A 13,212-nucleotide genomic window follows, 5' to 3' on the forward strand; every position below is an offset into this window, starting at 1 on the left:
CGGACGGCTGTCTTTCCTCGGCCCTCAACCGGCCGAGATATGGCTCAGAGCCGTGGTCGGCGCAGCGAGAGGGTCATCGACTCGACTGCCATCTGCGGGCTGACGTTGGCCGCCAGCCGCCTCCGGCAGCGCATGATCGCGTCGATCCTGCGCAGGGTGTCCTCCGGGGTGGAGACGCGGGCCAGGTCTTCCAGATCGGCGCGGCGGTCCTCGCCGGCCAGTTCCACGTGCGCGCCGAACTGCACGGCCAGCACGTCGCGGTAGAACGCCACCAGGTCGAGCAGTGCCGCGTCGATGACGTCGCGCTTGGTACGGGTCGCCCGGGACTTCTGCCGGTCCTCAAGGTCCTTGAGCGCCCCGGCACCGCCGCGGATCAGCCCCCTGCTGAGTCCCTTGCCGGTGGAGCCCTCGCCGTAGACCTGGCGCAGTTCGGTGATCTCCGCCTCGTTCAGCACCGCCGTGACCGCGGCGGCCTCGTCCTCGGCGGTCTTCACCAGACGTTCGGCGGCCATCACGCACTCCCCGACGCCGGTGAGCGACCTGGGGATGGACAGCACCGCCTCGCGACGCGAGCGTGCCTCCTCGTCCAGCGCCAGCCTGCGGGCGCGGCCGATGTGCCCCTGGGCGGCCCTGGCCGCGAACTCCGCCATCGCCGACGGCACGTTCTCTCGTGTGGCCAGCACGTGGGCGACCGCCGAGGTGGGCGGGGTGACGAGCGTGACGAGCCGGCAACGAGACCTGATGGTGATCATCATGTCGTCCGGGGCAGGCGCGCAGAGCAGCCAGACGGTCTTCGGCGGCGGCTCCTCGATGGCCTTGAGCAGTGCGTTGGACGCCCCCTCGGTCGCCCGGTCGGCGTCCTCGAACAGCACGACCCGCCAGCGGCCCAGCGTCGGCGCCCCGGCAGCGCGCAGGATGAGCCTGCGGGTGTCCTTGATGCCGTACGAGAGTCCCTGCGGGCGGACGATCTCCAGGTCCGGATGGGAGCCGACCGCCACCTGGTGGCACATGTCGCAGTGGCCGCACCCCTGGTCGGGACAGAACAGCGCGGCGGCGAACGCCCGTGCGGCCTCCTCGCGCCCGGACCCGGGCGGACCCGTGAACAGCCACGCGTGGGTCATCCCGGCGCCGCGCCCCCCGGCCAGCAGGTCGGCCCCGGCCGCCGCGGCCCGGCGGAGCGTCACGGTGGCCCGCTCCTGCCCTACAAGATCATCAAAGACACCCACGGACCCAACCTACCGCCGCTGCGAGTCGCCGGGTCGGACCTCACCGGCAGACGCCCTCCCCCCGGCACCGGTCACGGATCGTGGGATGCCGGACCGGAGACAGCGAGTCGATCCTGATTCGCCGGAGTCACCAGGCCATCCCCGGACCTTCAAAAGCAGCGGACCGGGGATGGCGGGTCAGTCACGGACCTTCAAAAGCAGCGGACCGGGGATGGCGGGTCAGTCACGGATCGCGGGGATGGTCCCGGTGACGTCCTCCGACTCCTGCGGCACCGGGTCGGGCATGATCTCGCGGACCCGGTCGTAGATGAGCGAGGAGATCCGCTCCTGGGTCAGGGTCCCGTCGACGACCAGGTAGCGATCCGGCTCCGCGGCGGCCAGCGCCCGGAACTCGCGGCGGACGCGCTCGTGGAACTCCAGCGGCTCCGACTCGATGCGGTCGGCGGCCCCGCCCAGCCGGGCCAGCCCCACCGACGGCGGAGTGTCGATGAGCACGGTGAGGTCGGGGACGAGTCCTCCGGTGGCCCAGCCGTTGATCCTCTTGACGTCCTCGATGTCCAGTGCCCGCCCCGCGCCCTGGTAGGCCAGCGACGAGTCGACGTACCGGTCGGAGATCACCAACGAGGCCCGGTGAAGGGCGGGGCGGATGACCTTCTCCACATGCTCGGCCCGATCGGCCGCGTACAACAGTGCCTCTGACCTCGCGGACAGTCCCTGGTGCACCGCGTCGAGCAGGATCGCACGCAGCCGCATGCCCACCTTGGTCGAGCCCGGCTCGCGGGTCTGTACGACGTCGAACCCCTGGTCGCGCAGCCAGATCGCCAGCAGCCTGGACTGAGTGGTCTTGCCCGACCCCTCACCGCCCTCGAACGCGATGAACATCCCGCGCGCCTGCTCGACGCTCTCCGGGGCGAACCGCTCCCCGCGCGCCGCGGCGATCAGGTCGGCGACGATCGAGACGCCCCTGCGGTCGTCCATCTGCCGTAGCGCGACGGTCCCGACGATCACCGCGAGCAGCCCGCCGACCAGCAGCACCAGGTTGGAGCCGTCGAACTGGTAGACCGGCTCCTGCCCGACCCTGATCTCCCGCTCGCCGAACAGGCCCGCCAGGGTCGGCGCGGCCGCGACCACCAGCAGCAGGGTCACCCGGGCAAGCGACTGCAGGAAGGAGAACGTACGGCCCCGCAGGTTGTCGTCCACCTCCAGCCCGATCATCGTGTAGCCGATGATCCAGGCGATTCCCGCGCACGCGCCGAGCAGCACGGTCAGCAGGACGACGATCACCAGGTTGTGGACGAGCGCGATCGCGACGAGGACCACCCCGGCCACCACGATCGACAGGCCGAACAACCGCCGCCGCGACAGCTCCCGCAGCAGCCTCGGCCCAAAGAACATGCCGGACGCCATGCCGACGAAGACCGCCCCGAAGACCACGCCGTACGCCGCGTCACCGCCGCCCAGCGCGTCCACGTAGATCTTGGCCACCCCGACCACCGCGCCACCGGCGGCGAACGCGCCCAGCATGCCGATGATCAGACCGCGGATCAGCCGGTTACCGCCGACGAACCGCCAACCCTCGAAGATCTGCCGCAGCACCGACGGGGTGGAGGTCGCGGCCCGCGCGCCGGCCTTCGGAATGTCCTTGAGCGAGAGGATGATGAAGGCCGAGACCAGGTAGGCGAGCGCGTTGATGAACAGCGCCAGGTAGGTCTCTCGCTGGGCGAAGAACGGCACCAGGTTGCCCAGGAAGTCGTCGGCGACCGACAGCACCGCGAACAGCAGCGCGGCGATCGGCGCGGTCCCGTACGTGACCAGGAGGTTGAGCTGGTTGGCCTCCTCCAGTCGCTCCTTGGGCACCAGGTTGGGCACCGTGGCGTCCTTGGCCGGAACCCAGAAGAGGTTGACGCACTCGACCAGGAACGTGGCGATGATCACCCACTGGTAGTTGCCGACCAGCGGAATCGACAGCACCAGCGCGAAGCGCAGGAAGTCGCAGAAGAACATCGTCATCCGCCGGTCGAACCGGTCGGCGAACGCCCCGGCGAGCGGGCCCAGCAGGATGGCGGGGAGCATCTTCGCCACGAAGACGCCCCCGATGGCCAGGCTCTGGACCTTGTAGCCGGATCCCACAGTGAGATTGCCCGCCAGGGCGGTCAGCGCCAGAAGGTTGAGCCAGTCTCCGAGACTGCACACCGACATCGCCGTCCACAACTTGCGGAACGGGGCGTTGGCCAGCACGTGGGGGGGTTTGCGTCGCGCGGTGCTCCGGCCAAGGGTGGTCATAGTGTCAGCGTATCCAGGTGCTCGCTGGGCTGGGGAAAACACGAGCCAGGCGGAAATGCCCGGCTGCCCGTCGCATGAGGGTAATACCTCCGCCCTGTGCCCCGCAGGTACCACACGTGAAAAGAATCGCTCGGTGCCCGTGTTTCCAGTGATGCGGCTCCGCGCCCTGACCGCCTCTCCCTGGACCGATGCCTGCGGCTCCGCGCCCCGCCCCGGCTCTCCCCGGACCGATGCCTGCGGCTCCGCGCCCCGCCCCGGCTCTCCCCGGACCGATGCCTGCGGCTCCGCGCCCCGCCCCGGCTCTCCCCGGACCGATGCCTGCGGCTCCGCGCCCCGCCCCGGCTCTCCCCGGACCGATGCCTGCGGCTCCGCGCCCCGCCCCGGCTCTCCCCGGACCGATACGCCTGCTTCCCGCTCGGTGTGCGGTTACCGGAGTTTCTCGTTCCGGACTTCCAGCAGGGTTATCTCGGGTGGGGCACCCACCCGGACCGGCGGCCCCCAGAAACCCGCGCCCCGCGTCACGTAGACCCGGGTGCCGTCCACCTCACCGAGGCCGGAGACGACCGGCTGCTGCATCGGGATGATCAGGTTAAAGGGGACCATCTGCCCGCCATGCGTGTGGCCGGACAGCTGGAGGTCCACGCCGTACCTGGCCGCCTGGACTGCCTGGACCGGCTGGTGGGCGAGCAGGACCGTGGATCGGGAGCGGTCACGGCCACCCAGCGCCCGTTCGAAGTCCGGACCGTCACCCGAGGCGACACCGCCGATGTCGTTGACCCCGGCGAGGTCGAGCACGGCTCCGGCGTGGGCGATCTCCACGCGCTCGTTGCCCAGCGGGCGGATACCGAGCCCGCGGAGCTCCTCGATCCACTCCTGCGGGCCATTGGCCGTGTAGTACTCGTGGTTGCCGGTGACGAAATAGGCACCGTAGCGGGATTCGAGATCCTTCAGCGGCCTGGCCAGCGTGCCGAGCTCGGCCACCGTGCCGTCGACCAGGTCGCCGACGACCGCGACCACGTCGGCCTCCAGCGAGTTGATCATGCGGACGATGCGCCGGGTGTGCGCCGTACCGGTGAGCGGGCCCAGGTGGATGTCGCTGACAACCGCGAACCGCAGGCCGTTCAGGCGCGGATCCAGCCTGGGCAGCACCACTCCGACCGACTCGATCACCGGGTCGCCGAGAGCGGTCCTGACCCCGAACCCGATCGTGCCAAGCGCCCCCGCCCCGGCGGCGGCCGCCGCCGTACGGGCGATGAACAGCCTCCTGCCCATCCCAACGGTCTTCTCCGTTGCCCTCCCGGCACCCGGCACGACGACCACCCCGCCGATCGCGGACTCCCCACGGTGCGTCTGGGCCGAGGAGACGGACCGGCGGGAGTGCTCGGGGTGACCGGCGGCCACGGACGCCGGTGTGACGGCGGTTTCGGATCGAACGGCGAGCTCCAGCTGCCTGGCTCGTTCCGCGCGGCGGGCGGCCACCCCCGGCGGCACCCCGCGCCGCTCGGCCCGATGCTCCATCCCGCGCACCACCAGCAGTGCCACGGCCCTGGGGATCTCCAGGACCGCCAGGAACACGACGAGATAGAACATCGTCGCGATCCAGAAGAATCCCGGCCAGGCCAGGAAGTGCCCCCACTCACTGCGGGAGGCGACCAGCGTCACGGGTGCGAGCACGGCCAGGCCGACGAGGATCCAGGTCAGCACCCGGCGGATCCGCCCCGGCCGGGTGGTCGAGCGAATCAGGCGACGCCACAGGTAGTAGTGGACCACCGTGATCACACAGATGACCAGCGACACGAAGCCCACGATCGTCACTCGCCCTCTCTCGCGCCCACCGGCCATCTCCGGCGCGTTCCGAAGAACGCCCGAAACGGCGAATGCGTTCCCAGCGGGTGCGGAAACCCTTCGAGCCAGAGCCCCGTACGAGGGGCCCTGGCTCGGCGGCGTCAGGCCTTGGCCTTGGCCCGGGTGGTGCGGGGACGCTTGGGCGCCGGGCCACGGGCGCGGCGGTCGGCGAGAAGCTCGGCGGCGCGTTCGGTGGTGATCTGCTCGACCTCGTCACCCTTGCGCAGGGAGGCGTTGGTCTCCCCGTCGGTGACGTAGGGCCCGAACCGCCCCTCCTTCACCACGATCGGCTTCTTGGAGACGGAGTCCTCACCCAGCTCGCGCAGCGGCGGCGCGGCCGCGGCCCGCCTGCCCCTGGTCTTGGGCTGGGCGAACAACTCCTTGGCCTGGTCGAGAGTGACCGTGAACAGCTCCTCCTCCGAACCCAGGGAACGAGAGTCGGTGCCCTTCTTGATGTACGGCCCGAACTTGCCGTTCTGCGCCGTGACCTCCTGGTCGTCGATCATCCCGAGCACCCTCGGCAGTGAGAGCAGGAGCAGGGCATCCTCAAGGGTGACGGTGTCCAAGGACATCGACTTGAGCAGCGACCCGGTGCGCGGCTTGGGGGCGTCGGCCTTCTTGGTCTTCTTCTTGCCCTCCGCCGGAGGCGTCTCCACCGGCAGGATCTCGGTGACGTACGGGCCGAAGCGACCGTCCTTGGCCACGATCACGTTCCCGGTCGCCGGGTCCTTGCCCAGCTCCCGATCACCCATCGGGCGGGAGAACAGCTCCTCGGCCCTTTCGGCCGTGAGCTCGTCGGGGGCCAGGTCCTCAGGCACGTTCACCCGGACACCCTCGCGGTCCAGGTACGGGCCGTAGCGGCCCACCCGGATCATGATGTCGGTGCCCCTGATCGAGAACGAGCTGATCTCCTTGGCGTCGATCTCGCCGAGGTCGGTGACCAGCTCCTTCAGGCCGTCGCCGCCCTCCACACCGAAGTAGAACCGGCGCAGCTCAGGCACCCGCTCCGCCCGGTCGTTGGCGATGTCGTCGAGGACCTTCTCCATGTCGGCCGTGAAGTCGTAGTCGACGAGGTGGCCGAAGTGCTGCTCCAGCAGGTTGACCACCGCGAACGCCAGGAAGGACGGCACCAGGGCGGTGCCCTTCTTGAAGACGTAGCCGCGGTCCAGAATCGTTCCGATGATCGACGCGTACGTCGAAGGGCGGCCGATCTCCCGGTCTTCCAGCTCCTTGATCAGCGACGCCTCCGTGTACCGGGCCGGCGGCTTCGTGGAGTGCGACAGCACGTTCAGCGCGGACGCGGTGAGCGGGTCGTTCTCGCTCAGGTTCGGCAGGCGCTTCTCGGAGTCGTCCCTGTCGGTGGACGGGTCGTCCGCACCCTCGACGTAGGCCTTCAGGAAGCCGTGGAAGGTGATGGTCCGCCCGGAGGCGCTGAACTCGACCCGCTCGCCCGAGCTGGACGTGCCGTCCACCTTGACGGTGACCGACTCGCCGACCGCGTCCTTCATCTGGGAGGCCACGGTCCGCTGCCAGATCAGCTCGTACAGCCGGAACATGTCACCGCTCAGCCCGGTCTCGCCCGGCGTGCGGAACTCCTCCCCCGAGGGGCGGATCGCCTCGTGCGCCTCCTGCGCGTTCTTCACCTTGCCGGCGTAGACGCGCGGCTTGTCGGGCACGTAGGCCGACCCGTAAAGCTTGATCGCCTGGCTGCGGGCGGCGGCGACAGCGGTCTCCGACAGCGTGATGCTGTCGGTCCGCATGTAGGTGATGAAGCCGTTCTCGTAGAGGCGCTGGGCGACCTGCATCGTCGACTTCGCGGAGAAGCCCAGCTTGCGGCTGGCCTCCTGCTGCAACGTGGTCGTCCTGAACGGCGCGTACGGCTTGCGGGTGTACGGCTTGCGCTCGACCGACCTGACCTTGTACGGCACACCTGCCAGACGCCCGGCCAGGGCGCGAGCGGCCTGCTCGTCCAGGTGGAGCACGTCGGCGCTCTTGAGGGTGCCGTTGCTCGTGAAGTCCCGGCCCTGGGCGACGCGCTTTCCGTTCACACCGGTCAGCATGGCGGTGAACTCGTGCGGAACCTCGTCGCCACCGGTGTCGAGCAGCGCCTGCAGGTCCCAGTAACTCGCGCTGGTGAACGCCAGGCGCTCACGCTCGCGCTCCACGACCAGCCGGGTCGCCACGGACTGCACGCGCCCGGCGGAGAGCCGGGGTTTGACCTTCTTCCACAGGACCGGGCTGACCTCGTAGCCGTAGAGCCGGTCGAGGATGCGCCGGGTCTCCTGGGCGTCGACCAGCCGCAGGTTCAGGGCGCGGGGATTGGCCACCGCCTCCTGGATCGCCCGCGGGGTGATCTCGTGGAACACCATGCGGTGCACCGGGACCTTGGGATTGAGCACCTCGCGGAGATGCCAGGCGATCGCCTCGCCCTCGCGGTCCTCGTCAGTGGCGAGATAGAGCTCATCGGCGTCCTTGAGCAGCTGCTTGAGCTTGCTCACCTGCGCCTTCTTGTCGTGATTGACGACGTAGAGCGGCTCGAACTCGTGATCCACATTGACGCCGAGGCGCGCCCAGGACTCTCCCTTGTACTTTTCCGGGATGTCGTCGGCCTTCTCGGGGAGATCACGAATATGCCCGATGCTGGACTCCACGACGTAGCCGCGGCCGAGGTACCCGGCGATGGTCTTCGCCTTGGAAGGCGACTCGACGATCACCAGGCGGTTTCCGCCGGCGTTGCCGTTCTTGGCTGGCACGCTGCTTCCTACCTCGCTGTTCGCATTCGTTCCCCGTTTACTTCCCCTCGGGTTACCCGATCTCAGTCGGGAACACTCCCAAGGAAAGCCGCAAGGACGCAGAATAAAGCCCTATGAGTGTCGACGTCCCTCGGCCCACCCTCGGAGACTAATCGCTGTGCTGGACTACTCCTACTTGGTTCTCCACCTCCCGCGTGGCACCTCCCGGGACGCAGCCCGCCGGATACTGACCGAACATGCAGAATACGGCGACTGGGAGCTCGACCGCCTGCGACTGTATCCCGATGGCCGTCGAGACGTCCGACTGCGCCGGAAGATCATACGTGTGACCAGGACGATGTGATTCCGGACATGGCTTTGCCCGCCCCGGGCCGCGCCCCCGGAACGGGCAAAGCTTCTGTGCCTCGCCACGCGAGCGAGCGCCGCACCACGCAGGCGCGATCATCCTGTCTCGCCGCCGTCGAGGCGTCTGCGCGCCTTCCTCAGTGGCTCTGAAGTGGCTCTGAGGAGGGCATGCCTAATGGGTGACTAATGCCTTACTTTTTGCCGAACCGGATGCGGCGGGTGGTGCCGAAGACAGTCGCGGAAGCCGCGGCCAGCGCACCGATCAGCAGGGTGACCAGGGAACCGACGTTCATTCCGATCACGCCGACGGGCTGAGCCGCACTCATCAGCCCCAGGTCACGGGTCGGCAGGTTGCCGGCCGGAGTGGATGACGCCAGGCCCATGACGGGAGCCAGCGGCGAGCTACTGTCGGGCGCCGCGGCCCGCTTGCTCACCGGGGTGGCGGGCATGACGGGGAGCTCGGGCAGACCGGCGGCGGCCGGAAGCTGAGACCGGCCCGCCTCCTGGGCCTCCTGGGCACCGCGGGCGTCGGACGGCGACGCCTGACCGGCCTCGCCGCCGACCCCCGGAACGGCGGGGAGGACGGACAGCAGGCCACTGGTCCTGTGCCTGCCGGGCTTGCCGTCCCAGTCACCGCGGCCACCACTGCGATCATCGTTGTAGTCGCCCTTGTGGCCACCCCACTGACCGCCGTTGTGACCACCCCCGTGGCCGCCCCACTGGCCGCCGCCCGGCCCCCCGACACGGGAGCCGCCGAGGCAGCCCGCGGCGGCGTCGCCCAGGACGGCCACCGCGTTGCCGCAGACGTTGATCGGCGCGGTGATCGGCGCGACCACCTGGTTGCCGCCCAGGACGCTGCCCTGCCCGGAGGTGCGGTTGCCACCGGCCCCCGCACCCGCACCGCCGGAGACCGAGGCGCCGCCCCTGCACCCGGCCGCGGCCCGGCCGAGCACGCCCACCGCGTTGCCGCAGACGTTGACGGGCGCGGTGATCGGCGCCACCACCTGGTTGCCGCCACCGATGCTGTGATCACCGTTCGTGCGGTTGCCACCGGCACCACCGCCACCGGGGCCACCGGTCCCGACGGACGCACCACCCTGACAGCCGGCGAAGGCCCCACCCAGGACGGCCACCGCGTTGCCGCAGACGTTGATCGGCGCGGTGATCGGCGCGACCACCTGGTTGCCGCCCAGGACGCTGCCCCGCCCGGAGGTGCGGTTACCACCCGCGCCGCCGCCCCGGCCCGTCCCCGCGGACGAACCGCCCGGGCAGCCCGCCTGGCCGTTGCCGACGGCGCTGCCGCAGACGTTGGCGGGCGCCGTGATCGGCGCGACCACCTGATTGCCGCTACCGGCTCCGAAACGCCCGTCGGTGTCGTTTCCTGGCCGGCCGTAACCCGAGCCGGGGCCGCCGGGACGCGGGCCGCGCTCCCAGCCGCCGCCGTGGCCACCATGGTCTCCACGCCCACCATGGTCTCCACGCCCCCCGTGGTCTCCGTGACCGCCGTAACCCGGCTTACCCGGCCGGTCGGGCTTGCCAGGGCCGCCGTGCTCTCCGGGGCCACCCGGCCGTCCCGGACCACCGGGGTGCCCAGGACCGCCAGGCTGTCCGTGCCCACCGGGCTGTCCGTGCCCACCGGGGTGCCCAGGACCACCGGGCTGTCCGGGTCCACCGGGCTGCCCCGGCCTGCCGGGCCTGCCGCCGACGACCTCGGCACCGCCCTCGCAGCCGGAGAACGCCTCGCCGACGACGGCGACCGAGTTGCCACAGATGTTGATCGGCGCGGTGATCGGCGCGACCACCTGGTTGCCGCCCAGGACGCTGCCCCGCCCGGAGGTGCGGTTACCACCGGCCCCACCGCCACCGTTCCCGCCCTGGTTGCTCACCGAGGCACCACCCCGGCAACCGGCGGTTGCCCCACCGAAGATCGCGAAAGAGTTGCCGCAGGCGTTGATCGGCGCGGTGATCGGCGCCACCACCTGGTTGCCGCCACCGATGCTGTGATCACCGTTTGTACGGTTGCCACTGGCACCGCCACCGTTCCCGCCCTGGTTGCTCACCGAGGCACCACCCCGGCAACCCGCCTCGGAACGGCCGACCACCGACACCGCGTTGCCGCAGGCGTTGACGGGCGCGGTGATCGGCGCGACCACCTGGTTGCCGCCCAGGACGCTGCCCCGCCCGGAGGTCTCGTTGCCTCCCGCTCCGCCGCCACCGTTCTCGACGGACGCGCCACCCTCGGAGGAGGCGGACGACTGTCCGGCCACAGCGGCGGCGTTGCCGCTGATGTCGATCGGCAGGGTGATCGGAAGGTTGACCTGGTTTCCTCCGGCGATCGAGTGGTCACCGTCGGTGTCGGCGAAGGCCGTACCGCCACCCATGGCCATGACGCCCAGTGCGAGCAGTGCCGCGGGGGCCGTGCCCCTAACCCACGTACGCATGATTGAAGCTCCTAGCAGTCTCGGGGGGACCTGACCCTCGTGAGGGCGTGCGAGGCCATGCGAGGACCGGACAGGTCCGCACAGCGGAGGCCCCGACGGGCCGTCACGAGGAGTTGGGAACTGGCTGTTCGTCGACCTGCTCACCGCTCACCGATGGAGCGGCTCTCCTGGAAACGGAGGATCGAGGCAGGCTCCGCGACCGGCGGATCACTCGAAAGGAGATCAGGCCGGCCTACGAGACGATGTCAGTCAGGGGAGAAGGAAGGGTCGTCCGCCGCTGTGCGGACGACAGGAGGGAGCACGAACGCCAGCGGAGCACGCTGCGTCGTCAGTCGCGGGTCGTAGGCGAACCACGCGACATCCCCCGGACCCGATCCGAAGAGGCCGGATCCACCACCGCTCTGGGGCACGAATCCATTGGCGCCAGAACCATGGTCGACGGTGGCGGGTGCCGGGACCCCCGGCTTGGACTGGCTGGTGAGCCCGTCCACACCTCGCCCCGCCATGGCTTCGGCGTTGTCCGTCGCCGACGGTTTGCCGCTGCCCGTGGGGAAGTCATCGGGGTTCGAAACCGATCCGGAAGCGGCTGTGTCGAGGGTCTGGGAACGGGCCACTCCTGTCTCCGCGGTGGCGTCCGCGACCGCAGGAGTGGCATTGAGGAAGCCGAAGACGATCGCGAGCAGCCATGCGGCGGCCAGGAGGCCGCCGATGGCGAGGGCTTGCCTGACGCCCCACCGAGTGCCGGCCGCGAACCGCGCCATCCGGTCAGCTCGGTCGGGGATCGTGTCGTCGACGGAAAGGGCCACGGGCACACACCGAGCAGCGGGCGAGGACGCCCTCCACTGCTCCTGCGGCACGCGCGCCACATGACCTCCCAAAGCTCCTGGACAGGCCCGCTTGAACACAAGCCAACCCTCGACGGAGAGTCACGCTAGCACTACATGGAGTCAGTGCAACGGATTTCCCGAGAACGGGTCAGCAGCCGTCCAGGAATCGGTCAAGAACCCGGACCCCGAACTGAAGCGAATCCACCGGCACCCTCTCGTCCACCCCGTGGAACATCCCGGAAAAGTCCAGGTCGGCGGGGAGCTTCAGCGGCGCGAACCCGAACCCCCGGATTCCCATCCGGCTGAACGCCTTCAGGTCCGTACCCCCCGACAGCGTGTACGGCACGGCCAGCGCGCCCGGGTCCTCGGCGAGAAGGGCATCGGCCATCGCGCGCACCAGCGGCCCGTCGAAACCGGTCTCGATGGCGATGTCGTGATAGATGAACTCCCTGGTCACATTGGGGCCGAGCAGTTCGTCGACGGTCTGGAGGAACTCGTCCTCATATCCCGGCAGGAAGCGGCCGTCCACGTGCGCGGTAGCGGCCTGGGGGATCACGTTGGCCTTGTAGCCGGCCTCCAGCATCGTGGGGTTGGTGGTGTTGCGCAGCGTGGCGCCGATCATCCGCGCCAGCGGCCCCAGCTTGGCGACGGTCTTCTCCGCGTCGTCCAGGTCGAGCTCCAGCTCCAGCGCCCTGGAGGTCTCCTCCAGGAACGTCCGCACCGTCCGCGTCATCCGTACCGGCCACTCGTAACGCCCGATGCGGCCCACCGCCTCGGCCAGCTCGGTGACCGCGTTCTCGGCGTTGAGCATCGAGCCGTGCCCGGCCCGGCCCGTGGCGGTCAGGCGCATCCAGGCGATGCCCTTCTCCGCCGCCTCGATCAGATAAAGCCTGCGCGCCTCGTCGATGGAGACGCTGAACCCGCCCACCTCGCCGATCGCCTCCGAGCACCCGTCGAACAGGTCCTTGTGCTGCTCGGTCAGCCACTGCGCACCGTAGTGGCCCCCGGCCTCCTCGTCGGCGGTGAAGGCCAGCACCACGTCCCTCGGCGGGCGGCGCCCCTCGCTGAGCCGCTGCCGTACGACCGCGAGGATCATCGCGTCCATGTCCTTCATGTCGACCGCGCCACGTCCCCAGACACAGCCGTCCGCGATCTCGCCGCTGAGCGGGTGGTGTGCCCAGTCGGCGGCGTTGAAGGGCACGACGTCCAGATGTCCGTGCAGCAGCAGCGCGTCCCGCGAGGAGTCCTCCCCCGCGATGCGGGCGATCACGTTGGCCCGGCCCCGGTCCGACTCCAGGATCTGCGGCTCCAGCCCGACCTCGGCCAGCTTCTCGGCCACGTACTCGGCGGCGGCCCGCTCTCCGGGTCCCGAATTGTCACCCGCGTTGGTCGAGTCGATCCGGATCAGGTCGCGGCACAGCCCGACGACCTCGTCCTCACCGTTGAGCGTGGCCATGTGGACTCCTTGAGTTCGGTACGGCTTCCCCTCCCA

The 13,212-nt window shown here is 70.0% G+C and carries 8 protein-coding genes; 1 reads left to right on the forward strand and 7 read right to left on the reverse strand.

What is annotated here, in order from left to right; translation table 11 throughout:
- Positions 1-44: 44 nt before the first annotated feature.
- The 4 genes from OG884_RS15815 to topA form a co-directional block, all read right to left on the reverse strand.
- Positions 45-1,226, reverse strand: coding sequence for a DNA polymerase III subunit delta' (locus OG884_RS15815; protein WP_326646115.1), 1,182 nt, complete (start codon positions 1,224-1,226; stop codon positions 45-47).
- 219 nt (positions 1,227-1,445) lie between these two features.
- Complete coding sequence (tmk, locus tag OG884_RS15820; protein ID WP_326646116.1) at positions 1,446-3,509, reverse strand: dTMP kinase; 2,064 nt, start codon at positions 3,507-3,509, stop codon at positions 1,446-1,448.
- Between the two features lie 426 nt (positions 3,510-3,935).
- The gene (locus OG884_RS15825; protein WP_326646117.1) at positions 3,936-5,324 is read right to left on the reverse strand and encodes a metallophosphoesterase; all 1,389 of its coding nucleotides are present in this window, start codon (positions 5,322-5,324) and stop codon (positions 3,936-3,938) included.
- A gap of 131 nt (positions 5,325-5,455) precedes the next feature.
- Positions 5,456-8,107, reverse strand: a complete 2,652-nt coding sequence (topA, locus tag OG884_RS15830) for a type I DNA topoisomerase (protein WP_326646118.1) — start codon at positions 8,105-8,107, stop codon at positions 5,456-5,458.
- On the opposite strand from topA, the gene OG884_RS37505 reads away from it, so the two are divergent.
- Complete coding sequence (locus OG884_RS37505) at positions 8,034-8,450, forward strand: DUF5703 family protein (protein WP_425427982.1); 417 nt, start codon at positions 8,034-8,036, stop codon at positions 8,448-8,450. The two genes, topA and OG884_RS37505, sit on opposite strands and share 74 nt — an antisense overlap.
- A 193-nt stretch (positions 8,451-8,643) precedes the next feature.
- Here the strand turns inward: OG884_RS37505 and OG884_RS15840 are convergent, their stop codons facing one another.
- From OG884_RS15840 to OG884_RS15850, 3 genes are all read right to left on the reverse strand, one after another.
- Complete coding sequence (locus OG884_RS15840; protein ID WP_326646119.1) at positions 8,644-10,893, reverse strand: chaplin family protein; 2,250 nt, start codon at positions 10,891-10,893, stop codon at positions 8,644-8,646.
- A gap of 245 nt (positions 10,894-11,138) precedes the next feature.
- Positions 11,139-11,699, reverse strand: coding sequence for a hypothetical protein (locus OG884_RS15845; RefSeq protein WP_326646120.1), 561 nt, complete (start codon positions 11,697-11,699; stop codon positions 11,139-11,141).
- A gap of 169 nt (positions 11,700-11,868) precedes the next feature.
- Complete coding sequence (locus tag OG884_RS15850; RefSeq protein ID WP_326646121.1) at positions 11,869-13,176, reverse strand: M20/M25/M40 family metallo-hydrolase; 1,308 nt, start codon at positions 13,174-13,176, stop codon at positions 11,869-11,871.
- Between the last annotated feature and the right edge of the window lie 36 nt (positions 13,177-13,212).

This window comes from Streptosporangium sp. NBC_01755, from assembly GCF_035917995.1.
In the GTDB taxonomy this organism is placed as follows: Bacteria; Actinomycetota; Actinomycetes; order Streptosporangiales; family Streptosporangiaceae; genus Streptosporangium.

Excerpts from the sequence above, each read along its gene's own strand:
- tmk (WP_326646116.1), bottom strand. The coding sequence starts at position 3,509 with ATGACCACCCTTGGCCGGAGCACCGCGCGACGCAAACCCCCCCACGTG.
- OG884_RS37505 (WP_425427982.1), top strand. The coding sequence starts at position 8,034 with ATGGTCTTCGCCTTGGAAGGCGACTCGACGATCACCAGGCGGTTTCCG.
- OG884_RS15840 (WP_326646119.1), bottom strand. The coding sequence starts at position 10,893 with ATGCGTACGTGGGTTAGGGGCACGGCCCCCGCGGCACTGCTCGCACTG.
- OG884_RS15850 (WP_326646121.1), bottom strand. The coding sequence starts at position 13,176 with ATGGCCACGCTCAACGGTGAGGACGAGGTCGTCGGGCTGTGCCGCGAC.